Consider the following 22995-nt stretch of genomic DNA (forward strand, 5'->3'; position numbering starts at 1 on the left):
ACCACAGAGAATCAAGTGAGCCAATATGGATGTCTTTGATGAGATACGGGATGAGCACAAAATAATCCTAATCACAATGGAGGACCTCATCGGCCGAGACCCTGAGACTAGGAGGAGAATGATGAACACCCTCTCCTTCCAGATCATTGCTCATTTGGATGCCGAGGAGCGATCGGTGTACAAGGCGTTCGAGAATGTTGATGGCGTTCTCCGACCGATGTCTCTGCGGCATGCTGAGGAGCACCGGGTAGCTCGATTCTTGTTGTCCGGGCTCCGGGATGAGGGCCTTAGCGACGAACACTGGGCTGCCCGATTGCATGTGCTAAGATTGGGTCTCGAGCAACACTTCCGAAGCGAGGAAAAAGAGTTGTTCGATGCCGCTCTAGACTACTTCGATCAGAACGAGATCGATGCGATGACTCATAAGTTCGATCAGGTGAAGGCGGAGATGCTGGAGAGCACCAAGGCGATTCCCAGTGGTAGGTCTAATTGATCGCCCGTAAAAATGTTAGATGTCTACCATGATGCAGTCGCCATCCTGCGAGATGGGGTAGGTGCGAAGATCGTCCGACCTTTTTCCATCGTCCCATGATTGCTCGACAACATTTCCGGACCGCAGGTCGAACTCCGAGCCGTGGATCGGGCACCTCACCGTGTAGCCGTTGAGAGCGCCCTCCGCCAGATTGCCTCCGTCGCTCGAACACAGGCCATCCATGGCGAACAACTGGCCCTCGACGTTGGCCAGGAGAACGATCCGGCCGAGCAGAGTTATGTTACTCATCTTTCCAGGCGGTAGTTCTGATGCCAAGCAGGCTTTGATCTTCACCATGGTCGATCCCTCGGTTGTCGAATCTCATTCCGTGGACTCATGTAATGACTAGGGGAGGGGTTGCTTTTTCAAGGTATGGATGAGGCGGCCCAGGGAACCGAGATACAATCGCTCAGAATGGCTATGAATAGGGGTGAGCGATCGTCACTGGGCCGCCCTTCGGTGTTTGATTCTTCTCTTATTAATATGCTGGGTTGAGGGGGTTAAAACCGTCGAATCTCATGTCGGGATAGTGAAAAAGAACGTCGTCCCCTTGCCTGGTTCGCTCTCGAACCATATTCTGCCGCCGTGACGCTCGACGATCTTCTTAGTGATCGCTAAACCGATTCCGGTGCCAGGGTACTCGTCCCTAGTGTGCAGTCGGGAGAACATCTTGAACAGTTTGTCCGCGTACTGGGCATCGATGCCGATGCCGTTGTCCTTCACAGAAAAGATGAACTCATTGCCGGCGGCCACAGCGGAGACGATGATCCTAGGAACAGCATCATGCCGCCTGAACTTGATGGCGTTCGATATCAGGTTCGTAAGCAGCTGACCCATCTGCTTCTCGTCCCCCAGCACTGTGGGGAGCGACTCAGATGATATCACAGTCTTGGTCTCGTCGATGTAGATGTGCAAGGCATTGAGAACGGCAATCATAACTCGATCCATGTCTACTCGGGCGAACTCATTTCCCTGTGTATCTACCCGCGAGTACTCCAGAATGTCTTGCACGAGCTCGCGCATGCGGACAGCCCCAGAGTTGATGAAGGACATGTACTCCTTGGCCATAGGATCAAGTCCATCCCCGAACTTCCTGTTAAGCAGGCCAAGATAGCTAGTGATCATGCGCAGCGGCTCCTGAAGATCGTGGGAGGCAATGTAAGCGAACTGTTGAAGTTCGGTGTTACTACGCTCCAGTTTCTTTGAATACTCTTCCACCTGTTGCTGCACCCGGTTGACTTCCGTGACATCGGTCACAATAGACCGAAATCCTCTATCGATTCGTCCATTTACGATATTACTCTCGATCCGTACTTGGATCTTCTCCCCGTCGTTCCGTACAATAGGTAACGTGTCCACTTGCTTCCCCTGCTCCAGCCGTCGGTAATGGAGGTAAAACGATTCCTGAGATCGAGGCGAGACGAAGCGGGAGAGGGGCTTGTTGATAAGCTGTTTCCTCTCCATTCCCAATAAGAAAGAGGCCGCGAGGTTGGCCTCCTTGATGATCAGGTTGGGAGTGAGGGTGATGTATCCGACCGGAGCGAGGTCATATAGTTCGAAATATTTGGCCTTGGTCTCTTCCAGCTCAAGCTGGATCCTCTTCAGCTCCTCGTTCTGTATGTTAAGCTCCTCTTGATGGAGGCTGAGCTCCTCAACTAATTTTACATTGTCCTCTGCTGATCTCTCTTGGACTGGCTGTCTCTCCTCCAGTCTCCTTTTAGCTTTCTCCCTTAGCTCCCTATTGCAGAAATCACCCACCATTGTAGAACATTATGAGTTCGCTTTCCATGAATATATACTATTGTGACATTCGTTCCTCGAGGGCGATAAACATTATGAATGCGTAATTGGGGAGCCTACTTTTCTACCGGAGAGTCATTGAAGTGAATATCCATCGATGGATGTTCGACTGGACTTTGTTCGTGAATCAAAGTTTGTAAGTAGTCTTGGAGGAATATCGTGATTGTTTTAATTCTGCAGGGATGTAAATGGGGGTAAACGATTGGTAAACGGTGAAAGGACGAAGAATGTGGATAATGTCCTACCGAACCTGAGCATGGAGGAGACCTTTCCTATCGTCGCTCTGGGTTCATCGGCCGGCGGTCTGGAAGCCCAGGAGGCCTTTTTTAAAAATTCGCCTTCTGATCCGGAAGTGGCCTACGTCGTCATCACACATCTGGAACCGCATCATCCCAGCCTCATGGCTGAGATCATCTCCAAGTCCACCAGTATGGAAGCATTCCAGGCTGAGGATGGCATGACCATCCAGAAGAACAAGATCTATGTAATTCCCCCTGCTAAATATATGATAGTCACCGACGGAACGCTCCGCCTCCTTGATCGCGACGGCGACGCCGAGCCGTTCCTGCCTATCGATTACTTCTTTCGCTCCCTGGCCGAAGACCGAAAAGAGAACGCGATCGCGATCGTGCTCTCTGGCAATGGTTCGGACGGATCGGTCGGGATAAGAGCGATCCATGCCAACCTTGGCATGGTCATGGTCCAGAGCCCGGAAACGGCAAAATATGATAGCATGCCCCGGAGTGCCATCGAGACGGGACTGGTGGACTTCGTTCTTCCCCCTAACGAGATGTCCGCGATGATGCTAAAGTATGTTCACACACTGGAAACCAGGATACAACTGCCCAAGGCTGAACAAGTCGGTGGAACCGATTTCGAGCACAAGATCTTATCCATCGTCAAGAACGAAACCGGTCATGATTTCTTCCTCTACAAGAAAAGCACGATCAATAGGAGGATCGAGCGCCGTATAGCCGTCCACCAATTCGAAACCAAGGAGCAATACATCAAGTATCTGTTGGCCAACCCAGAGGAGACCCATTTGCTCTTTAGCGAGCTGATCATAGAGGTCACAAGCTTCTTCAGGAATCCTGAAGCCTTCGCATCCCTGAAGGATAGCCTCAGAAAAATCGTCCTCTCCCATTCGGGGGATGTTCTTAGGGCATGGGTAACGGCATGCTCCACTGGTGAGGAGGCCTATTCGATCGGCATCATCATGAGAGAGTTGATGGAAGAAACTGGCAAGAATCTGAGGGTCCAGATATTCGGTTCTGATATCAATGAGAGAGCGATCAATACGGCTCGGACCGGTGATTATCCTCCAGCTATTGCCGATGATATCGATGCGACGCGCCTAGAAAAGTATTTCATCAAACACGAGAACGGATATAGGGTTCGGAAGGAGGTCAGGGATATGGTGGTTTTCGCGCCTCATGACATCAATCGTGATCCTCCGTTCCTCCACCTTGACCTATTGACCTGCCGGAACCTTCTGATCTATTTCCAGCCAGCTCTCCAGAGAAGAGCATTGGAGACATTCAGTCATGCCCTGAACTCCAGCGGCATCCTGTTCCTAGGAGAGTCGGAAACAATCAACGGCTATGATGATCGATTCGTGGCCATTGATCCGAAGTGGAAGGTTTACCAGAGGAAGTCACACACGCAAACTCCCCCCATCTGGCAAAGCGGCGTACAACCCCGACAGAAGAGAGGGGACCTTCTGACGAAGACCAAGCCAACCGGAGAAATGAGCTTGAACGAAAAGGCGGAAAAGATACTCCTCTCCGAACACACACCGCCGAGCCTCATCATCAATGATAAGAATGAGATAGTCTATTTTCACGGTCAGATAAAAAAATACCTCGAGCCACGTTCAGGCAGGGCCAGCTTCAATGTGCAGGATATGCTCCGTGAGGATATCAGATATGCGGTTATGTCTGCTACCGACGAGTCTCGAGCTACTGGGAGATCTGTGCTAAAAGAGGGGGTCCAGGTTCATTCGGACCATGATACGTCATTCCTAAATCTTATTGTCAGACCCCTGGATGTCCCAGCATCGATTACAAACATCCTGGTCATCTTCGACGAGAGGTCCGTCCCTCATAACATTCTACAGATGAAGAAGGATATGATCATCACACCAGATGTGGAAACAAGAATACATGAGCTGGAGAAAGAACTAGGGTATACTAGGGCAACTCTGAGCAACACCATAGAGCAGCTAGAGACATCCAACGAAGAACTGACCTCCACCAACGAAGAGCTTCAGTCGAATAATGAGGAGCTGCAAAGCGTGGCCGAGGAATCGGAGACTGGAAAGGAAGAGCTTAGCTCGTTGAACGAGGAACTGATGACGGTCAACGCAGAGCTGGAGAAGAAGAACCAGGAGCTCATAATGACCAGCAGCGATATGAGGAATATCCTCAACAGCATTGACGAAGCCATCATCTTTCTAGACATGGGATTGAGGATTAGAAGATTCACGAACTTGATGCAAACGATTATGAACCTGCTTCCTGGAGATGTGGGCCGCCCGATCCAGGATATCACCACGAACCTGAAGGATGAGAGCCTGGTCGTGGATGTTAAAAAGGTGCTCGATTCCCTGAACACCCAGGAGAAAGAGGTTCAGACCAAGGATGGTCACTGGTACAAGATCAAGATCCTCCCCTATCGGACCATCGAGAATGTTATCGATGGAGTGGTGGTCACCTTTAGCGACATCAACGCCCAAAAGATGGTCCAGGAAAACTTGAAGGAAGAAAAATCATAGAGATCTGTCCATTATCATCACACGATTCTTCACTCCTCGCCCTTCCTGACCACGAATCGGAAACGGAAGGTGCCTTCCCCGATCGTTGATATTATGAATTTCCCAAGGCTTGCGGAGATCTACGCCGAATATCGATCGAGGAAGGCGTCGATTTACTTTCATCTCATGAGCAATAAAACTTCACTTACGCTCTCCAACGCAACGTGACCTCCGTCGCCGGCATGAACCTGACCATAGTCTGAGAAGATCTCGACAACGAGCCGGCCACGGAGGCACTTACTCATTTACAATCCCAGGGTAATATAGCTTCATGTATTGATCCGCAGAGATGCCCCGTGCCCATGTGCCTAGTTCGCTTAGGGTGTCTAGTTCGTTGGGTCTATGTGCCTGCGACACGGGGGCACCGTCTCACCATGGGGATCAGGACTAAAATCGTTTACGACGTGAGTTTTCGATCGCTTCCCACCAACCGGATGGCCACCTCGCCGGCATGTGGATGACTCATCGAATTGGTATGCCCTTGCGGACTACGCCTGCCGGCGAGATGGGAACAAATCATCATTGCCCGGAGGCAATAAAGGTTTACTTTCGGCCCCGCTAAAGACGTGGGCGATAATCACTTTCGACGTCCCCTTCCCGCAACTACCGTCAAGAGGAGAGTTCGTCCGGATCATCATGATGAACGATTACGTCAACATCACCAAAGCGAAGATCTGCCCAGCCTGCGGGGCCACGAACCGCATTAGGTACGATTGGAGGACGATGATGGTAGAAGCCCCGTGCTCGAGCTGCGGTGCTCTGGTCAAATGGAAGCGGAAGATGCTCGGCGCCGGCGGTTCCATCAAGACGGCATTCGAGGACGACACGCCCGAGCTCGTGGATAACGTTAAGCCGACATAACTTCTCTGATGCAGATTATGCAACGATCCTCGGTGAACACTTCATACTGGTGATCACCGGTTGTCGATGGAGTAATATTAATGGAGGCCATCATACCAGTGAAATTGATACTTTGTTCCCCTTCGATAATGTAATCAAATGTCTGCATACCCAGCTCCTGGAACGTGATGTTCTTACCAAGAGCATCTAAGGTTAAAGAGGGAACAAAATTCGATATGAATGAGTAAGAAGCATTCTTCGTTGCCAGCGTTATATTTGCTTGCTCACCATAAGCGAGATTGTAAGTTGTATAGTTCCATGATGAAGCATTCAAATCAGGACTGCTCATATTCAACTGGACTCCGTAAGCGGGGCCCAGTGCCTCGCAACCAAACCCAATGATCGTTTTGTTCCCCATCCAATATGATCCGATTATGCTGACTTTCATAAACAGCATTGTTAGACCACTTTCGACCGACGTGTTGCATATGAGATTGCCTGCGGAGAGAGACATGCTTATTGTTCTATCTGAGTCGATTTGCTTGAGAAGGTAGCAGCTGTTGGTCAAGTTCAAACTCCATGTATAATTAGATATGTTATCGGAGGAATCAACGAATGTCGCTATACCCAATGGAATGCTAACGACTGGACAGTGCCACAGGGTGAAGTTGGCGACAATATCGGTCTTCTCATCGCTAGGATAGATTGTGGTGAATTCAGCCCAGTGACCTGTTGCCATTGCAGATAAATTGAGCTCCAATAGGGCATTGAATGTCAAGGAATATAAGCCGCTGGCGTCCGTTGTCGTGGTAATGACGCCTGGACCTAATGCAGAGACAGAAGCGTTCTCCAACGGCGTTCCATCCTCATCGGTGACCAAGCCATGAATGTTTAACACGATAGGATTGTTGGTATCATGAGTCACGCCGCACTTCCCATAGGGATAGTATATCAGAGCTGCTACCATTATGGCGAATGCGATGATAAGGATCGAAACGATCTTGATTTTGCGCTTGATACCGTCCAACATCTCCCACCAGTCGAATAATAATCGAAATGGTTTTATTTATTATGGTTCCAATAGTTTATGTGATAATATCAAAGAATAGATGTCCCAGTGATTAAGTTTCATTTTTCAATGCTGGAATAATTCGAAAGGGTTTTTGTTTAATGAATATTATATTCTGATGGGTTGGAGAAGGTCTTGGAGCATCGCTACTGGCCGTAGTGAGTTTTGAGATCATCGTCATAGCGTAAGCTATGGTTTTTCCAACAAAGTGAGAAGGGAAAAATATGAAGAAATTTGGGGAAGCAAGAAAAACAATGGCGATCGGGACAATAGTGGTTATGATCGCATTTGTCCTAGTCGCCATGACTCCAGTTGTATCTGCGAATAGTGGTACTTTTACCGCACCTTATACTAGCTGTAACGCTTGGACGAATTACGGTGTTACCACTCAGTATGGCTCGGTAATCGCGACACCGACTGCCCCGAGCATGAGTGCATCAAACGGCTACGGCACAATGGGAGCCCACATCGAGACTGGAATAAACTCTTATGCAACAATTGTGGAAAAGATTGGCCTTAGTGGCTGTGAGTTTATAGCTGGCTCAACTTCACAATATGTCAAGAGTACTTGGTACACTACGGCAAGTGGCCAGTACCATACAGACACTTCCGGTGGGACTGTACAGGTCTACATAATCATCTTCATGAGTTTGTTTGATGTAGACTCATCCACTTCGAGGACGGAAGTGGGAACATACGTTTTGCAAATGTCATATTCTGATGTAACGATTAAACACACCTTTGGCGGACCTTGGACCGTAGCCACCGGCTATACATGGACCGGTTTAACACAGAACCACCATTATATCGTCCAGGATACGCTTGAGCTGTATGCATATTGTAGCTCAGTGGGCGGAAATGGGTACTTAACTGTCAATGTTGGAGGAACATGCCAATCCATAGTGCTTCAATGAAATAGTTGAAAAACGACGATTCCTGGTTGAACGGAATCGTCATTATCTTTCTCTCAATTAAAGAGTTTGTATAATTGTATTTTGACGTTCTGACTTTTTTAATAAGGGGTTTTCCTCCTCGCCCTTGCGGTTCGCGACAACGGCACCACAAGCAGGGCACCTAAATAGGAAGCAATTGCCTCAAGGGATGCGGCATCCTTCATGGTGCCACGGATCCGCAGCCGCTACGATGGCATGTCCCGAGGAGATTTTCTCATCATAAAAATAGAAAAGGGGTTTCAGGCCTAGGCCATCATCTTAACGGTGATGGTCCAGTCCCCGCTCGAATCAACGTTGATCCAGTGAATGCCCGGTGATGCATTTAGCAACCCGCCGTTCACGGTCACGCTCTTCTGGCCGGTGTAGCTACCGATCTCATTGGCGAGGTATTCAACATAATCGCCATTGTCGGCCGTCAGGGTCACGATGAAGTTGCTCGTTCCCGTGTACGTCATGTCGAAGACCGCCACACCGCTGTTAAGCTGGATGGGGATGGTGACGTTCGGGCCGGTCCCGGTTAGAGTCTTCGGGAGAGCAGCAGCCGAGGATACGCGAGGCTGTTCGACGACGATCGACCAGGCGGCGTTCGATGTCACCTGCATGTAGTATTGTCCAGGAGTCACTCCGATGATGTTGCCGTCCTTGACCCCTACGAGCTGCGCGCCATTGTACGCTCCGATCTCGTTGGCCAGCAGCTCCTTCTGCACTCCAGTATCGTTGTACAGCCAAACGATGAAGTTGCTGGTGGCGGAACTTTTCATATGAAAGATCGTAACGCCGGCCTGCAGCGAAAACTTCTGTGTTACCGTGTCGGTGACGCCGCTGTAGGTCTTATTGGCGATCTGGTCCCTGGTCTGAGTGTTCGTGTTATTATTGTTGGAATTGTCGTTCGATCCATTGTTGCTGCCGTTGTTATCGGTCGCCTTGGTGTTTCCACCCATGGACATGGCTGCGGCGGCGATGATCAGGACGGCGACGATCACGACGACGCCGATGATCACGAGCTTCTTGTTGCTCTTCTTGACCGTTGGTTTATACGGCACCGAGGCCGGCCGCTGCATCGGCGGCTGAGACGGAGCGCTCAAGCTCGCTCCGCAGCTCGGACAGAATCCTGCGCCAGGCTTAGTGGGCGCACCACATTTAGGGCATGTCAAATCTTGTTCCCCCCATAATTTAGTTCCAGAGATTATTGTCATTATCAAAAATAAAGCTATGGAAATAACGGGGCTCGATATACGGCGCCCTACGCACGCCGAGTTGCCATTGTTCCTTGATAATGTGTAGCTAACGGTTATGAATCGGCGGGGAAATCCTCTGCTTATAGGAGCCCTTGTACGGTAAACAATACCATGAGGGTCACACCACCTCCATGGGGGCTACCTATCGCTTTTTACGCTTCGCCCTTTCGGTTCGCGACAATTACTGGTAAAAAGATTTTAATGCACCAAATATGATACACAGCTGGGGAAGGTCCTATTGAGTGGAATCTCTCGGGGAAGGGAGATTTCTCTTGCATGATGGACAGCTTAGATCGAACTAGCGAAAGCTAGACGTCTTGCCTCATTTGACCGCCCATAGGAGGTTAGCAAATGCTAAGAAAAGAAATGGAAGAAGGAGCGAAAGCTAGGACTACTAAAGTCCTCCTCGGCACTGTGAGCGCGCTGGTTGTAACGATGTTCGTGTTGAACTTCGTAATCACCCCTGTCTCTGCGAATGTAGACTATGCTTGGAACCCGGATGACTCGAGATATGATTTCTCGTCCTTCTCAAACTGGGATGTTCAAAGCGGCCAATATCGATACACCATAACTCCAACGCCGGATGCAAGTACTGGTGTCGTTCATATGAATCATGAGGCAAATGCAAAATTGGGTGCCAGTGGAGCAATCTGCGGGACTGCTGGTTTCGTTACTCCATCGAACGAACATTACTTCGCATCGAGCACGGGCACGATGACATTAAAGGCCGTCTGGCGCATTTACGACAATGAACACTTTAACGGTGTTGCCACCTACAAGCACATATCTCAGAAGATATTTTGCAACATACACGACATAACTGCCGGCACTTGGTATTATTCGTCAAACCCTACAGCATACACCGTGTCTGAACACACAAGCGGCAGTAACTGGTTGGTCGATGGCACCTACACTTGGCAGAACCCTGTGCCCATTACAGCCAACCATGAATACGAGATCAAATCCTGGATTAGTGTGTACTGCGAGGGAACAAGTGCCGTAAATGTGATTGCTGAAATTGAGATGAGCGGCTCCTACTATGCAGATCTGAACTATGTTGGCCTGTATAACTAAACACCACATGGGTTGACATTTGGTCAACCTTTTTTTATTTATTATCGCTCATTATAAAATATACTGTGTAGGTAAATGCTGTGCATATCGGGAGCCAAATTACTACCGTCACTCCTCGCCCTTCCTGTTCGCGACAGCAGCACCACACTTCGGGCACCGGTGGGGGAAGCAATCATCCGTCCGGTTCACGGTCGATCTCATGGGGCCGGCCCAATTGCACTGTGTGCAATAAGCCGGCCGGGCGCTCTCCTGCCATCGCTCGTTGACCGGGAAGCCAACCCAATGCCTTCCTCGAACATAGTGACGGCCGCAGAAGGGGCACCTTGCCTACTGACCTCGGTCCTCGAGCTGCAGCTGCGCGATGATCGTTTGGCACTGATGGCAGGAAGAAGTAATGGGGGCGGCATCCATTTCTGACATATCTAGCCTTCAATAATTCAAGACTTGAAGAGATATCAAATGACACCAGTCGCCTCTCGCCCCCCTGCCCCCATGGGGATTGATGTTTAAAGGCTCTTATCGTCCCGCAAGCCATGCTGCCTTTTCAATCCAGTTTCAAATATTATTGTAACCATCCTCAAGTTACCGATAATGCGTTGGATAAACAGATACCAGTGATTTTTTACGCTCCTTGGGTCGCGAAAATAATAAAATGGATTCGTTCCAGGCGGATCTATATTTCCATATTGGTCTTTCAAACCATTAAGATCTATCGCAAGGAATCCATTTCCTTTCTGAATGCTCCGCTCGATTTCATACCTGACCCAGTCCCGAGAATATGTTTCCTTACCGAATAACACAACGGTGACGGATGTACCATCAAGCTGATTATTAATCCAACGTCTAATTGCATCGTCACCTGATTTTTTCACCGCCTCCCAAGATGCTGCATCCATATATCCGGCTTCATCAATCGTCGGTTTGGTGACCCATGAATTTCGAATTTGACATACTCTCCATATGTCGCGCTCAAAATGGAAGCTAAAGAATGCTTTCCTTGCCATACTACCCACCTATTAAACGTGAGTTATTCCAACGATAAAAATGACTGTTCTGGTTCTCTACGCCAGTAACAGGGCCGTAAGGATGAATGCCGTTCGTCCGGTCGCGACGGTCAGGAGACACGATAAGTCCCTCGGGTAACCTGTCAGGGAGCCCTTAGGTCCTGATGACGACCTTGAGGGCATGATGGTCGGTGCAGGCCATGGCCATGATATTCGTCCGGATGTCGACCGCCATAGTCATTCCAGAGGACGCATCGCCACCGTTCTCTCGTTGCCTGGACCAGCCTTGCGCCCATCCTCTCAGACCATGGCAAGGGAAGCGATGATCAGGACGACCGCCACGGCCATGGCGGCAAAGGTCACCATTATCCTGAGCCTCTTCCTATATGCTGGCTCCTCCTCGGATGGCATGATCGGCACCGGCCGCGACGGCAACAACGGCCGGACCGGAGCATCGAGGTCCAGTCCACAGAACGAGCAAAACTTCAGTTCCGGTCTTTTATTTGCTCCGCACCTAGGGCAGGTCATTCCCATCATCTCCCATCGGTGATATATCTTCAACCGAACGGGCATATATTTTGCCCAACGCCTTGTGGTGAAGGTGGAGGCTTGTGCTTGTCCCCCGTAGCGGCAGTCCTTAACCATTATATTTTTTCACCACGGCGCGAGGGCCTGCAGACCATTCATGAGCGGAACCGATGACCCGGACCTCGCTTCCGCGCCCTTGACATCTTACAACGATTGGAGGGATAATTGCTCCTCAGCCTTCCGGTGGGCGACGATGCTACCGCAGGAAGGGCAGCGGAAGGGGAAGCAGTTGCCCTCCACGAATATCGCCTGCTTCATCATGCCCTCCCAACCGCACGACGGGCAGTGAGCCACCTGGTCGCTCATCTGCCAGTCCTCGTTCATGAGGTTGCCCTCCTCATCCAGGACCCAGTGCCGTCCCTTGACATAGGACAGGCCGCAGATGGGGCACCTGATGTGCCGGCCTCGCTCTCGCTTCTCCAGCCATGCGAGAATCTCTTGGCACCTATAGCATTCCGCTGCCATAAGATAAAAAAGATATATTGTAGAAAATAAAAATATCTACCGCCGGACGATTATTGAGAATCATAACCGAGATATGCCGCTTCACTCTGAGTTCATCGATGAGGACGGAACCATCGGCGTTTCGGAAGATATGGTAATAAAGTACAATAATCGCGTGGTACCGGTAGCTGCCCTGTGAACACCAGGTTCCTCTCCCCCCGGGTCGGTGCCATAAGCGGGATCATCGGATCGGTGGCCTTTGCCGCCCTGTGGATGGCGGCTGCATACCAGGACGGCGATTGGGTTTTGGGAGGGATGACGCTAAGTGAGCTGGGGGACCGTTCCCGCTCCGGGGCCATGTTGTTCAACGGCGGAGTAATCATCGCCGGAGTCATGTCCCTGCTCTTCGCCGTAGGGCTGTACCGTTTGTTATCGACGAGCAAGCTGGGAAAGCTGGGGGCGGGGACGCTGGGGCTGGCTTCGGTCTTCCTTATCGGCATCGGCCTCTTCCCCATCGATACCGGGAGTCCTCATACCACGGCCAGCCTGGGGTTCTTCGTCCTGGGCGGAGCGGCCATGGCCCTGCTCATAGTCCCGGTGTGGAGAAGCCACGTGCTCAATCGCGGCGGGGGAGCGCTGACTGCCATCGTGTTGCTGACAGCGATCGCCGGAGTGATGACCCTGCCCCTGCCGGCCGCGGAGGCCCTGGCGGTCGGGTGCGTTCTGCTATGGACGGTGCTTATCAGCATCAGGATGCTGTGGCATCACCGAGCGCCATGATCACATCTTGCCGCGGTACCGGAAGGCGATGTTGCATCCCCCTTCCCGGGACACCATGCACGGACCCATGGGATACTTGGGAGTGCAGGCCTTGCCGAAGGCAGGACATTCGTATGACTCGATCAACCCTCTCAGCATCTCCCCGCAACGACAGCCCTTGTTCTCCTCCCTCACCGGGGGACGGGCTTCGAGGACGTCCTCATGCACCTTGCGCGCGTTGTGGGCGTCATACTCTTCTCTCAGGTCGAAGGCGCTCAGAGGAATCGAGGGAAAACCTCTCCAAGCCCGGTCGACCGGTTTAAACACCTGCTCCAGCAGCTTAATGGCCCGGGGGTTGCCCTCTTTCTTTACCAGCCGCCCGTACTCGTTCTCTACATCCGCCCGGCCCTCCTTGATCTGCTTGACCAGCATGTGCACCGACATCAGTAAATCCAGGGGCTCGAACCCGGCCACGACCTGGGGCACCTTATATTTGGTGGAGAACACTCGGTACGGCTCGACCCCGATGATCGCGCTCACGTGCCCCGGCTCGATGAGGCCATCGATCTTGAACTCCCCCATGTTGATGATGGCATGCAGCGCCGGGGGGAGCAAACGATGGCACGAGTATACTGAGAAGTTCTCCGGGAGCTTCTCCACCATGACCGCAGCGGTGGTGGGACTGGTGGTCTCGAATCCGATGCCCATGAACACCATGTCTTTGACCTCGGGGGCCATGCGCACGGCGTCCTCCACCGAGTACACCACCCGTACGTCCCGCCCTCGGGCCTTGGCATCACCGAGGGAACCGATGGGCGTGGGCACCTTTAGCATGTCCCCGAACACCGCGATGGTGCATCCAGCGTCGGCCAGGGCGATGGCATCGGCAACCTCCGCGGTGGTGGTGACGCATACCGGGCAACCCGGTCCCTGACGGATCTCTACCCCCACCTCCCTGAGCATCGGGTCCAAACCGAACCTGACCAGGGTATCCTGGTGGGTGCCACAGACGTGCATGAACCGTAGGTTCACGTCCTCCCTGCGAATTGCGTCCAGGATTCTATGCGCCGCTCCCTCGTCCCTAAGCCGGAACATCTTCTTCCACCACCTTGATAGACCGGACCATGCAGCTCTTGCCCTTGATGACCTCGACCCGGGAACCGCATGTCGGGCAGTTCAGGGTCGGCACGTTGGAGCTGTACATATCGTCCTGGTAATACTCCGCCTCACCCCGGTAGCCGCACGAGGGGCAGTGTACCTCCACTTTCTCGTGCTCGACCACCAGCTTGGCGCCCTCTAGGATGGTGCCTCGGGTCAGGATCTCGAAGGCGAAGCTGAGTTGGTCTTCACCCAGATAGGTGAGGTCCCCGATCGTCAGCAGGACCTCCTCCACCTTCTCGATGTTGTGACCCTTGAGCTCATCCAGGATGGCCTCCAGGATGCTGGTCATGACCCCGACCTCGTGCATCGTTTTGCCCAACGGAGGCCAACTAGATAAAGTGTACGCCAGATGCGTCCGGGCTCCCGGAGCGGGGGGTCGCGGAGGCTTGATATAACTCTCTGCGGATACGAAGCCGTTCCCTATGGCCAACGAGGAGCGGTCCCGCAAAGAGCTGACCCTGGAGTCGATCGTGGAGGGCAAGAAGATGGAGGCCTACGTGGAGCATCGCACCCGAGACATGCACTTCTGCACCATCTGCGGCGGGATCGGGTACAAGAAGCGGCCGATGAAATGCGTGGGGAACCGGTGGTTCTGCATGGATTGCATCCGGCAGCTCAGGGACCTCATGGACAATCTCGACAAGTGGGATGCCGAGGTCAAGCTGGAGAACGAACTGTCCAAAAAGATCGATGAGGGCCTGGGCCTTTAGTCCGCGGCATTCTGGAGATAGTGATCACATAACTCTCGGATGGGGCACAGCGCATGCCTCGGATGAAGGGGGGTGCAGACCTCCTGTCCGAATCGTACCATGAGCTCGTTGACCGTCCTCCACCGTTCCTGGGGCACAATGAGCTTGAGTTGCTCCTCGGTCCCCTCGGGGGTCGAGCTCTTCACCAGGCCGATGCGGTTTGATATGCGGTGGACGTGGATGTCCACGCAGATGGCGTCCTTGTAAAAAGCGTAGGCGAGAACGCAATTAGCCGTCTTTCTGCCCACCATGGGAAGGGCCATCAGACCGTCGATGTCGTCGGGCACCCGGTCCCCATGGTCCACATGGATGATACGGGAGATCTCCCGTATGGCCTTGGCCTTGCCTCGATGGAAATTGACCGTTCGGATGAGGCCGTCTACCTCATCCTCGCTCGCGGCCATTAGCTTTGCCGGCGTGTCATGGTGGGAGAACAACTTCTCCGATGCCAGGTAGGTACACTCGTCGCGGTTACGCTGGGACAGCACCGTGGCGATGAGCACGGTGAAGGGGGTCCGTTGCCACGACGGCTCCCGACCCAGGGCGGAGCCGGGCGAGGCCCGGTCCCGGGAGCGGCGTTCCAAGCGATCCAAGATCTCATTGATCGGTTTGCCTGCCATTCAGCCACCCATACGCTTCTCCGATAGTATATAACGAACCGGTGACCAGGACGGTCTCCCCTGGGGCTGCCAGCGCCACGGCCCGGTCCAGGGCTGCGGGGACGGCGGTGACCTCCTCCACCGACGGACAGTAACGGCGTAGGGCCCCAGCTACCGCGGCCGATGGGAGGGCTCGAGGAGTGTCCGGAGATGTGGCCACCGCGACCCTGGCCAGCGGGCCGAAGTTTGCTGCGATGCCTTGAAGATCCTTGTCGTCCAGGACGCCCATCACTAGCACGATGCCTTCCCCTACCAAACGCCGGACTTCGGAGGCCACCTCCCGGGCGCCGTCTGGAGTGTGGGTCACATCGAACATCATCGGCGGGGAGGCGGAGACCATCTCCATGCGCCCCGGCCATTTGACCTTGGCCAGACCATTGACGAAAGCCTCATCGGGAACGTATACTCCGCGCTTCATGAGCTCCGTCACCACGCCACAGGCCACCGCACAGTTACCTGCCTGGTACCTGCCGATGAGGGGCACTCTAACCGCCGCATCTATCTCCTCGACCCACACCTCGGTGCCTTCCAGGGTCGAGGACAGGGTCTCGAAGCCTACGTCCCGGCCGATGACCTTGAGAGATGATTTTCTTTCAACGGCTGTCCGGCGGAAGACATCCAGCACTCCCTCCTCCTGGTCGATGGTCACCACCGGAACCCCGGGTTTTATGATGCCCGCCTTTTCCCCGGCGATCGCCTCCACCGTCGTCCCCAGATACTTTGTATGCTCCAGGCCGATGCGGGTTATGGCACAGCAATCGGGGACGATGACGTTGGTGGCATCGAGGCGCCCGCCCATGCCCACCTCCACCACCGCCTCCTCCACCCCGAGGTCGGCGAAGTAAGCGAAGGCTATGCCGGTGGCGAGCTCGAAGAAGGTCAACCGCTGCTCCGGGGAGGAAGTACTCTCGGCGATGCCCCTGACCTCCTCGATGAGGCGGAGGAGCTGGGCCTCGGGGATGCATCTTCCATCCACGCTCATGCGCTCGCGGAAATCGACCAGATGGGGAGAGGTGTATAGCCCGGTGATATAGCCGGACTCTTGTAGGACAGCTGCGGTCATAGCGCTCACCGAACCTTTGCCGTTGCTCCCGGCGACATGCACCGAACGGAATCGGTGATGAGGGTCGCCCAGCTTGCTGAGCAGCCTGGAGATATTGTCCAGACCGAACTTGATGCCCATGGTCTCCCGGCCGTAGAGCCAGGAGAGCGCTTCTCCATAGTCCACGGCCGCCCATGGTCTATGCGGCTTAATTAGGTTGCCCCGGGGCGAGGGTGGCAAGGTACTCCTCCACTGTCAGCCTCTCTTTCCTGGCCTGGGCTTTAAGCACCTTCATGAAACCGGAGCCGTACTGGGCCGCTTTCTTCTCCCTCGAAGCGATCAGTTCCGCGTCGATCGAGCGGGCAGCCCGCCTCAAGGGCGCCTTCCTCTCACCGCCTGCGAACTTTTCCTCCACCGACATAGAGGCGGCGATCTTCCTCACAGCGGGGTCGAGGAACGGCCGCTCCACCTTTTTACCGTACCGCCGGGCGAGCGATTCCTCCAGCGGGATGACATCGGAGAGCATCTTGGTCAGGTCGTCGGCCATGGTCCGATGGGCCGCTTCCATGCTCATTTCCTGGTAGCGGGAGTACCCGCCGAACAGTTCATCCGCCCCCTGGCCGCTGATGAGGATTTCTTCCTCCGCCCGGGAAGCGATCATCTGCAAAGGAAGTTCGAAGGAGAGGGTGATGGGGTTCTTCACCCCGGTCGTGATCAGCAGTTCGCGGCACGCGGCAATGACTTCCTCCGTCGTCGTGACGAACGGCGTCCACAACAGATCAAGGTATCTCGCAGACTCCTCGCTCATAACCATATCATGGGAGCCTTTCATTCCTACGGTGTACAGATGGGGAGTTCCATGCCTCTTCGCCAGCGCGGCGAGGAAGCCGCTGTCCAGGCCCCCCGAGAACATGATGGCCACCGGCCCTTTAGTCATAATGCCTTCCACTGCCCCGTCCAGAGCCATTGCGAGCTCGTCCGACATGCTGAACACCGCTCCCCCTAACACGAAGGGAGATATGGAATCATCTCCAAGGGATTTATTAACGGCCTAGACCATCGCCTGGAGACTATGGACAAGGTGACCCGCATCGGGATATCTCTCGAACCGGAGCTGCTCAAGGAATTCGATGACCTGGTAACAGGGAAGGGGTACACCAACCGTTCGGAGGCGATCAGGGACATCATCCGTTTCGCCCTCACCGACGAGCGGTGGAAGGATAGCGAGGCCGACGTCGTGGGGACCATTACCATCGTCTACGATCATGGCAAGGGTACGGTCCAGGACCGCCTCATGGAGATCCAGCACGGCCACCATGCCAACATCGCCAGCACCATCCACATCCATCTGAGCACCGAGCAATGCCTGGAGGTGCTCATTGTGTGGGGAAAGGTCAAGGAGGTGCAGCACCTCGCGGACGAGGTGATCGCGGTCAAGGGGGTCAACTTCGGCAAGCTGACCATGACCTCAGGGTCCATCGACCGTGAGCACCATGAGGTCTGCCATCCTCACCACCACTAGGCCAGCGTAGCCGACCATTTTGCCCCCGGTAGCCAATGGGCATATTTTTTATACTCTGTGCCCTTTGGTCGATGGCCATGAGCAGGCTCATCATTTCCGAGAAGAGCGATGCCGCGGCGAGGATCGCGACGATCCTGTCCAGGGGCGGCTCGAAGAGGACCAGCGTGAACAAGGTGCCGGTCTTCCAGTTCGAAGATGAGAGCGGGCCTGTTCACGTCATAGGGCTGCGGGGGCACATCATCGAGCTCGACTATCCCGCAGCATTGAACGACTGGCGAGGGGTGGCTCTCGGCGAGCTTATCAAGGCCGAACCGGAGAAGCGCATCACCGCCCACAACATCGTGTCCACACTCCGCGACATCTCCAAGGACGTCAACGAGGTCGTCATCGCCACCGACTTTGACCGCGAAGGGGAGCTCATCGGTCTGGAAACGGCCAGATTGTTGGACCTCGACGGCAAGAAGGTCGGAAGGGCGCGGTTCAGCGCTTTCACCCGGCAGGAGATCGACACCGCCTTCGGTTCGCTGACCCTACCGGACGAGCAGCTCGCCGACTCCGCTGAATGCCGGCAGAAGATCGACCTGGCATGGGGCGCGGTTCTCACCCGGTTCATCTCCCTGGCCTCCAGCCAGGGAGGCAGCAACTTCCTTTCCGTCGGCCGGGTGCAAAGCCCGACCCTCGCCCTTGTGGTCGCCCGACACAAGGCCATCGAAGAGTTCGTGCCCAAGCCCTATTGGAACGTCAGCGCCCGGTTCGAGAAGGGGGCCGAGTTCAACGGCCATCATGTGAACAACCCCTTCCACGATGAGGCCAAGGCCTTGGAGGCGCTCACCGCCTGCAAGGGGCAGGAGAAGGGCAAGGTCACAAAGTATGAGCGGAACGAGAAGGACGAGTACCCGCTGCCGCCGTTCAACACCACCATGCTTCTGATGGAGGCGAACAAGCTGGGCTTCACCGCTGCCCGGGCTATGAAGATCGCCGAGGACCTCTACACCGCCGGCTACATCTCCTATCCCAGGACGGACAACACCGTCTATCCGACCTCGTTAGGGCTCAGGCGCATCCTGGAAAAGCTGAAGGAGTCGGAGGACCTGAAGAAGGACGCCGAGGAGCTCCTGCAGCAGGAGCACATTCGGCCATCTAGGGGCAAGGTACAGACCACCGACCACCCTCCGATATATCCCACCGAGGCCGCCACCAGCAAGCAGCTCAAGGGAGAGAAGTGGGCCATCTATGAGCTGGTCGCCCGGAGGTTCATGGCCACCGTGGCCCCTCCGGCCAAGGCCCAGTTATCGAACGCCTCGTTGGACGTGAACGGGGAGGTCTTCGACTCTAAGGGCTACAAGCTCCTCTTCCCCGGGTGGAAGAAGTACTACCCATACTTCAAGGTCAACGAGATCGATCTCCCTGAGCTGGTCGTCGGCGAGGAGATCCTGCTCAAGGATGTGTCCTCGGACAAGAAGATGACCCAGCCTCCCGCTCGCTACTCCCAAGGCTCTCTGATCCAAGAGATGGAAAGGCTCGCGCTGGGCACCAAGTCGACGAGACACGACATTATCCAGAAGCTTTACGACCGGAAGTACGTGGAGGGCAACGATCTCATTCCGACCGCCAGCGGCGTGGCAGTGGCCGAGGCCCTCATCAAGCACGCCCAGATCGTCACCGATCCCAAGATGACCGCCCATCTGGAGCAGGACATGGACGACATCGCCAACGGCAAGACTACTTTGGATGAGGTGGTCGAGGAATCGCAGGACATGCTGTCGGATATCCTGGAGACAATGGAGAATCACCGCCAGCAGATCGGCGAGGAGATTCGCAAGGCGATCGAGGAACAACACTACATGGGCAAGTGCCCGGACTGTGGTGCCGACCTCAAGGTCATCAGGGCCAAGTTCGGCAAGCCCTTTGTCGGCTGCTCCAACTATCCCGAGTGCAAGCGCATCTATCAGTATCCGCCGTCCGCATTGGTGCAGCCGACCGGTGAAGTGTGCACGGTGTGCCGCTCCCCGATGGTCCGAGTGGTTCGCCGCGGGCAGCCGCCCCAGGTCCACTGCCTCGACCCGGCCTGCGAGAGCAACCGCGAGCGGACTACCGCAGGCTCCTGCCCCAAGTGCGGTAAGGACCTCCGCGTCCTCTACTCGAGGGCCGGCAAGCGGTTCCTAGGATGCTCTGGCTATCCCGAGTGCAAGCAGACCTATCCCCTGCCCCAGTTCGGCAAGTTCTCCGCCACCGGCGAGAAGTGCGAGCAGTGCGGGGCGCCCATCCTCCAGATCTGGATGAGGGGACAGTCATGGAAGTCCTGCGCGGACATGGAGTGCCCCTCCAAGGGCAAGGACAAGAAGGAGAGCGCGAAAACAAAAGCCGCCCCCAAGAAGAAGGCGACGGCCAAGAAGACCACCGCCAAAAAGCCAGCGACCAAGAAAACGTCGAAGAAGGCTAGTGAAACTACCTCGCCATCGACCGAATAGGCTCATCCTTTTTTTTAAACAGGGCAAGGGGCGCTACAGAGATCTTGCCAGATGGCCTAGCGCGTCCCCGTCCACCCGGTACACGGTCCAATCGTCCATCGGCCGGGCGCCCAGACGCTTATAGAACCTGATCGAGGGTTCGTTCCGATCGAGGCACCACCAGTCGAGTCGACCGCAGCCCCGCTCTAGGGCGATCCTCGCCAAGCATGCCAGCATCGCCCTTCCCAGACCCCTGCCGCGGTACCGCTCATCAACGAACAGGTCCTCGAGATACAGGTTGGCCTTTCCCAGGAAGGTCGAGAAGTTATGGAAGAACAGGGCGAAGGCCACTGGCATTCCCTCAAATTCGCCGATGATGACGTCTGCCTGATGCTTAGCGAAAAGGGAGTCGAGGAGAGTCCCTTCATCGGCGATGACCTCGCTCGAAAGGCCTTCGTACTCGGCCAATCGCCTGATGAATGTTAGGATCAGGGCGGTATCGCTCTCTCCTGCTTCACGGATCACGAATTCAGGGATGCTGGTCGGGTACACCTTCGTCATTGCTCCACCGACCCATCGGGCGAGGGAACGGAGTATGGCATGGGGTAAGGGTCAGTTGTGTTCGTGGCCATGGTCGTGGCTATGCTCATGGTGGTGCTCATGGTGATGATGATCGTCCCCATGGGAGTGATCATGTTCCTTCCCCAGGTCCTCCAATGTCAGATGGCCACCAGGCAGGGACAGCTCCTGCCTCACCAGGGGGTCGACGATCTCCTGTATCCTGCTCCTCTTCAGCCCGTACAGCAGGACGTTGATGATGATCTCAAGCTCTTCGACGCCCTCGTCCAGATGGCCCCGGGCCTGAGGCTTGCTGGAGGCATCGACGACACTCACCGCCAGGAACCCCTTGCCCTCGGTCTCCACGATGCACTTGATGTGGCCGATGAGGTCCGCCCCTGAACGCATGCATTCCGACGCGATCTTAGCCAGGAGGCCCTCGATCCGGCGGGTCAGTTCGACGGAGGACACTCCATCGTGAAGATGAAGGTCGGCGCCCACGGCGTAGGCCGAGAAATCAGGAGTGATCATGCCATCACCATCGCATCTATGACCTTGTCCACGTTGGTCCCCTCGGTCGCGGAGATGGGGATGATCGGCTTCATGTTGTTTATTTCTCTCAGCTGGGCGATCATCCGCTCGATCTCCGGAGCATTGACGGCATCCATCTTGTTAATGAGTATCAGGTCGGCGGCCTTCACCTGATTGGTGAGCGGTCGTCCCAAGGCTTTGAGTATGACATCGAAGCGGGAAGCGTCGACGATGACCGCGGACGTGATGCGACTCAGGCCGTTCCCTTCATACATGGTCATCGCGCTGACTATGGCTGAGGGGTCCGCGACCCCGGTCGGTTCGATCACGATGAGATCGGGAGCGATCGTGGCCTCGATGTCCTGTACCGTCTGCAGCAGGTCCGCTCCCAGGGTGCAGCAGATGCAGCCGCTGGCCAGTTCTTTGACATTGAGCCCATATTTGCTCATGACCTTGCCGTCGATCCCCACCGTTCCGAAATCATTGACGATCACGACCACTTTCTTCCCGGTCCGTTCAATGATACGATCAATGACTGAGAGGACCAGAGTGGTCTTCCCCGAGCCTAGAAACCCCGCGATTACAAGCATCTCCATGCGCAGCACCTGACTATGTTGCGATTCGAAAAACGGTATATAACGATATGTCCGGAACGATGATTTACTGCCTTGACCCCGGGCGGTGATGGAACCTCTTCGGAAGGGCAGGCCGAACACTTGATTCATCCTGCTCCGCTTCGTCCAACCCGTGGTAATAGCGCTCCAACGCCTCCCTCTCCTCGGCGATGCGACGGTTGCGGCACCTGGAGCACTCTACGCGTTTGCCAAGATCCTGCTTTCTCCGGACAACATCGGTGTCCAGGTCGGCGATGGCGCCACAGCCGCAAAGGGCCTTGTTCATTGAGTTCGTACCAAACACAGGCTCTACCACCAGCAATGCTTGATTTCTCTGGATCGAACTCAGGCCATCCCATTCTGCCCCTTCGGACGATTCTCTACCTCGATGATCCCACGTTAGAGTCATAGCATTCGCTATCGTTATTTTATTTTTGTTCGATGAATATGTTGAGGCTGCACCACGATCGGAGGTTCCCCCATTCCGATAATGAAACGCAAAGCCCACAGGCCATGAACCTTAGGACATGCTTAAAGATTTCCATATCAGACCAGAGTTAAAGACTAAGACCTGACATACTGGCCACGTTCGGCTG

General features: G+C 54.6%; 25 protein-coding genes. 9 read left to right on the forward strand and 16 right to left on the reverse strand.

The features are described from left to right. Nucleotides 1–25 precede the first annotated feature (25 nt). Nucleotides 26–493, forward strand: coding sequence for a hemerythrin domain-containing protein (locus SA339_05775; GenBank protein MDW5562718.1), 468 nt, complete (start codon nucleotides 26–28; stop codon nucleotides 491–493). Between the two features lie 15 nt (nucleotides 494–508). Here the strand turns inward: SA339_05775 and SA339_05780 are convergent, their stop codons facing one another. Together SA339_05780 and SA339_05785 are read right to left on the reverse strand one after the other, a co-directional pair. Further along, entirely contained in the window at nucleotides 509–829 is a 321-nt protein-coding gene (locus SA339_05780; protein MDW5562719.1) for a Rieske (2Fe-2S) protein, read from the reverse strand. Nucleotides 830–1048: 219 nt separating this feature from the next. After that, nucleotides 1049–2290: an ATP-binding protein gene (locus tag SA339_05785; protein ID MDW5562720.1), complete on the reverse strand. Its 1242-nt coding sequence runs from the start codon at nucleotides 2288–2290 to the stop codon at nucleotides 1049–1051. A 244-nt stretch (nucleotides 2291–2534) separates the two neighbouring features. Between SA339_05785 and SA339_05790 the strand changes: the two genes are divergently transcribed. Both SA339_05790 and SA339_05795 read left to right on the forward strand, forming a co-directional pair. Next, complete coding sequence (locus SA339_05790) at nucleotides 2535–5105, forward strand: chemotaxis protein CheB (protein ID MDW5562721.1); 2571 nt, start codon at nucleotides 2535–2537, stop codon at nucleotides 5103–5105. Between the two features lie 678 nt (nucleotides 5106–5783). Further along, complete coding sequence (locus SA339_05795; GenBank protein MDW5562722.1) at nucleotides 5784–6005, forward strand: hypothetical protein; 222 nt, start codon at nucleotides 5784–5786, stop codon at nucleotides 6003–6005. Here the strand turns inward: SA339_05795 and SA339_05800 are convergent. Next, the gene (locus SA339_05800) at nucleotides 5992–7011 is read right to left on the reverse strand and encodes a carboxypeptidase-like regulatory domain-containing protein (protein MDW5562723.1); all 1020 of its coding nucleotides are present in this window, start codon (nucleotides 7009–7011) and stop codon (nucleotides 5992–5994) included. The genes SA339_05795 and SA339_05800 overlap by 14 nt on opposite strands. A 266-nt stretch (nucleotides 7012–7277) precedes the next feature. Here SA339_05800 and SA339_05805 point away from each other — a divergent pair, with 266 nt between their 5' ends. Next, the gene (locus SA339_05805; GenBank protein ID MDW5562724.1) at nucleotides 7278–7967 is read left to right on the forward strand and encodes a hypothetical protein; all 690 of its coding nucleotides are present in this window, start codon (nucleotides 7278–7280) and stop codon (nucleotides 7965–7967) included. A 284-nt stretch (nucleotides 7968–8251) separates the two neighbouring features. On the opposite strand, the gene SA339_05810 is transcribed toward SA339_05805, so the two are convergent. Next, complete coding sequence (locus SA339_05810) at nucleotides 8252–9091, reverse strand: hypothetical protein (GenBank protein ID MDW5562725.1); 840 nt, start codon at nucleotides 9089–9091, stop codon at nucleotides 8252–8254. Nucleotides 9092–9595: 504 nt separating this feature from the next. On the opposite strand from SA339_05810, the gene SA339_05815 reads away from it, so the two are divergent. Continuing rightward, nucleotides 9596–10318 (forward strand): hypothetical protein, encoded by a 723-nt coding sequence (locus tag SA339_05815; GenBank protein MDW5562726.1) that lies wholly within the window; start codon nucleotides 9596–9598, stop codon nucleotides 10316–10318. 506 nt (nucleotides 10319–10824) lie between these two features. Here the strand turns inward: SA339_05815 and SA339_05820 are convergent. From SA339_05820 to SA339_05830, 3 genes are all read right to left on the reverse strand, one after another. After that, complete coding sequence (locus SA339_05820; GenBank protein ID MDW5562727.1) at nucleotides 10825–11322, reverse strand: TIR domain-containing protein; 498 nt, start codon at nucleotides 11320–11322, stop codon at nucleotides 10825–10827. Nucleotides 11323–11622: 300 nt separating this feature from the next. Then, a complete protein-coding gene (locus SA339_05825; GenBank protein ID MDW5562728.1) occupies nucleotides 11623–11850 on the reverse strand; it encodes a hypothetical protein in 228 nt (75 codons plus the stop codon). A 204-nt stretch (nucleotides 11851–12054) separates the two neighbouring features. Beyond that, nucleotides 12055–12375: a hypothetical protein gene (locus SA339_05830; GenBank protein MDW5562729.1), complete on the reverse strand. Its 321-nt coding sequence runs from the start codon at nucleotides 12373–12375 to the stop codon at nucleotides 12055–12057. A 174-nt stretch (nucleotides 12376–12549) separates the two neighbouring features. On the opposite strand from SA339_05830, the gene SA339_05835 reads away from it, so the two are divergent. Beyond that, nucleotides 12550–13134 carry a DUF998 domain-containing protein gene (locus SA339_05835; protein MDW5562730.1) on the forward strand — a complete coding sequence of 195 codons (585 nt, stop codon included), beginning with the start codon at nucleotides 12550–12552 and terminating at the stop codon, nucleotides 13132–13134. On the opposite strand, the gene hypD is transcribed toward SA339_05835, so the two are convergent. Both hypD and hypA read right to left on the reverse strand, forming a co-directional pair. Then, nucleotides 13135–14208, reverse strand: a complete 1074-nt coding sequence (hypD, locus tag SA339_05840) for a hydrogenase formation protein HypD (protein MDW5562731.1) — start codon at nucleotides 14206–14208, stop codon at nucleotides 13135–13137. Beyond that, on the reverse strand, nucleotides 14195–14581 hold the full coding sequence (gene hypA, locus SA339_05845; protein MDW5562732.1) for a hydrogenase maturation nickel metallochaperone HypA: 387 nt from the start codon (nucleotides 14579–14581) through the stop codon (nucleotides 14195–14197). Before hypA ends, hypD begins: the two co-directional genes overlap by 14 nt. Nucleotides 14582–14696: 115 nt before the next feature. Between hypA and SA339_05850 the strand changes: the two genes are divergently transcribed. After that, nucleotides 14697–14984 carry a hypothetical protein gene (locus SA339_05850; protein MDW5562733.1) on the forward strand — a complete coding sequence of 96 codons (288 nt, stop codon included), beginning with the start codon at nucleotides 14697–14699 and terminating at the stop codon, nucleotides 14982–14984. Here SA339_05850 and nth read toward each other — a convergent pair. From nth to SA339_05865, 3 genes are read right to left on the reverse strand one after another with little or no spacing between them, the layout of a single operon-like run. Beyond that, entirely contained in the window at nucleotides 14981–15643 is a 663-nt protein-coding gene (gene nth, locus SA339_05855) for an endonuclease III (protein MDW5562734.1), read from the reverse strand. The genes SA339_05850 and nth overlap by 4 nt on opposite strands. After that, nucleotides 15621–16910: a folylpolyglutamate synthase/dihydrofolate synthase family protein gene (locus SA339_05860; GenBank protein MDW5562735.1), complete on the reverse strand. Its 1290-nt coding sequence runs from the start codon at nucleotides 16908–16910 to the stop codon at nucleotides 15621–15623. The genes nth and SA339_05860 overlap by 23 nt, the downstream gene beginning before the upstream one ends. Nucleotides 16911–16932: 22 nt before the next feature. Continuing rightward, a complete protein-coding gene (locus tag SA339_05865; GenBank protein ID MDW5562736.1) occupies nucleotides 16933–17733 on the reverse strand; it encodes an asparagine synthase-related protein in 801 nt (266 codons plus the stop codon). Between the two features lie 63 nt (nucleotides 17734–17796). Between SA339_05865 and nikR the strand changes: the two genes are divergently transcribed. Both nikR and SA339_05875 read left to right on the forward strand, forming a co-directional pair. Then, nucleotides 17797–18246, forward strand: a complete 450-nt coding sequence (gene nikR, locus SA339_05870) for a nickel-responsive transcriptional regulator NikR (protein ID MDW5562737.1) — start codon at nucleotides 17797–17799, stop codon at nucleotides 18244–18246. A 77-nt stretch (nucleotides 18247–18323) separates the two neighbouring features. Next, nucleotides 18324–20717, forward strand: a complete 2394-nt coding sequence (locus tag SA339_05875) for a DNA topoisomerase I (GenBank protein ID MDW5562738.1) — start codon at nucleotides 18324–18326, stop codon at nucleotides 20715–20717. Between the two features lie 33 nt (nucleotides 20718–20750). On the opposite strand, the gene SA339_05880 is transcribed toward SA339_05875, so the two are convergent. From SA339_05880 to SA339_05895, 4 genes are all read right to left on the reverse strand, one after another. Then, nucleotides 20751–21257: a GNAT family N-acetyltransferase gene (locus tag SA339_05880; GenBank protein MDW5562739.1), complete on the reverse strand. Its 507-nt coding sequence runs from the start codon at nucleotides 21255–21257 to the stop codon at nucleotides 20751–20753. A 51-nt stretch (nucleotides 21258–21308) separates the two neighbouring features. Further along, nucleotides 21309–21785 carry a hypothetical protein gene (locus tag SA339_05885; GenBank protein ID MDW5562740.1) on the reverse strand — a complete coding sequence of 159 codons (477 nt, stop codon included), beginning with the start codon at nucleotides 21783–21785 and terminating at the stop codon, nucleotides 21309–21311. Next, nucleotides 21782–22381, reverse strand: a complete 600-nt coding sequence (locus SA339_05890) for a GTP-binding protein (protein ID MDW5562741.1) — start codon at nucleotides 22379–22381, stop codon at nucleotides 21782–21784. The genes SA339_05885 and SA339_05890 overlap by 4 nt, the downstream gene beginning before the upstream one ends. A 64-nt stretch (nucleotides 22382–22445) precedes the next feature. Next, nucleotides 22446–22715 carry a hypothetical protein gene (locus SA339_05895; protein MDW5562742.1) on the reverse strand — a complete coding sequence of 90 codons (270 nt, stop codon included), beginning with the start codon at nucleotides 22713–22715 and terminating at the stop codon, nucleotides 22446–22448. Nucleotides 22716–22995 lie beyond the last annotated feature (280 nt).

Origin of the sequence: Methanomassiliicoccus sp., from assembly GCA_033485155.1 — an archaeon.
In the GTDB taxonomy this organism is placed as follows: Archaea; Thermoplasmatota; Thermoplasmata; order Methanomassiliicoccales; family Methanomassiliicoccaceae; genus UBA6.

What these genes read in the sequence shown, in the direction of transcription:
- SA339_05805 (MDW5562724.1), top strand. Translation starts at nt 7,278, where the DNA reads ATGAAGAAATTTGGGGAAGCAAGAAAAACAATGGCGATCGGGACAATA.
- SA339_05820 (MDW5562727.1), bottom strand. Translation starts at nt 11,322, where the DNA reads ATGGCAAGGAAAGCATTCTTTAGCTTCCATTTTGAGCGCGACATATGG.
- hypA (MDW5562732.1), bottom strand. Translation starts at nt 14,581, where the DNA reads ATGCACGAGGTCGGGGTCATGACCAGCATCCTGGAGGCCATCCTGGAT.
- SA339_05795 (MDW5562722.1), top strand. Translation starts at nt 5,784, where the DNA reads ATGAACGATTACGTCAACATCACCAAAGCGAAGATCTGCCCAGCCTGC.
- SA339_05780 (MDW5562719.1), bottom strand. Translation starts at nt 829, where the DNA reads ATGGTGAAGATCAAAGCCTGCTTGGCATCAGAACTACCGCCTGGAAAG.
- SA339_05850 (MDW5562733.1), top strand. Translation starts at nt 14,697, where the DNA reads ATGGCCAACGAGGAGCGGTCCCGCAAAGAGCTGACCCTGGAGTCGATC.
- SA339_05880 (MDW5562739.1), bottom strand. Translation starts at nt 21,257, where the DNA reads ATGACGAAGGTGTACCCGACCAGCATCCCTGAATTCGTGATCCGTGAA.
- SA339_05825 (MDW5562728.1), bottom strand. Translation starts at nt 11,850, where the DNA reads ATGACCTGCCCTAGGTGCGGAGCAAATAAAAGACCGGAACTGAAGTTT.
- SA339_05815 (MDW5562726.1), top strand. Translation starts at nt 9,596, where the DNA reads ATGCTAAGAAAAGAAATGGAAGAAGGAGCGAAAGCTAGGACTACTAAA.
- SA339_05775 (MDW5562718.1), top strand. Translation starts at nt 26, where the DNA reads ATGGATGTCTTTGATGAGATACGGGATGAGCACAAAATAATCCTAATC.
- SA339_05885 (MDW5562740.1), bottom strand. Translation starts at nt 21,785, where the DNA reads ATGATCACTCCTGATTTCTCGGCCTACGCCGTGGGCGCCGACCTTCAT.
- nikR (MDW5562737.1), top strand. Translation starts at nt 17,797, where the DNA reads ATGGACAAGGTGACCCGCATCGGGATATCTCTCGAACCGGAGCTGCTC.
- SA339_05875 (MDW5562738.1), top strand. Translation starts at nt 18,324, where the DNA reads ATGAGCAGGCTCATCATTTCCGAGAAGAGCGATGCCGCGGCGAGGATC.
- nth (MDW5562734.1), bottom strand. Translation starts at nt 15,643, where the DNA reads ATGGCAGGCAAACCGATCAATGAGATCTTGGATCGCTTGGAACGCCGC.
- SA339_05830 (MDW5562729.1), bottom strand. Translation starts at nt 12,375, where the DNA reads ATGGCAGCGGAATGCTATAGGTGCCAAGAGATTCTCGCATGGCTGGAG.
- hypD (MDW5562731.1), bottom strand. Translation starts at nt 14,208, where the DNA reads ATGTTCCGGCTTAGGGACGAGGGAGCGGCGCATAGAATCCTGGACGCA.
- SA339_05890 (MDW5562741.1), bottom strand. Translation starts at nt 22,381, where the DNA reads ATGGAGATGCTTGTAATCGCGGGGTTTCTAGGCTCGGGGAAGACCACT.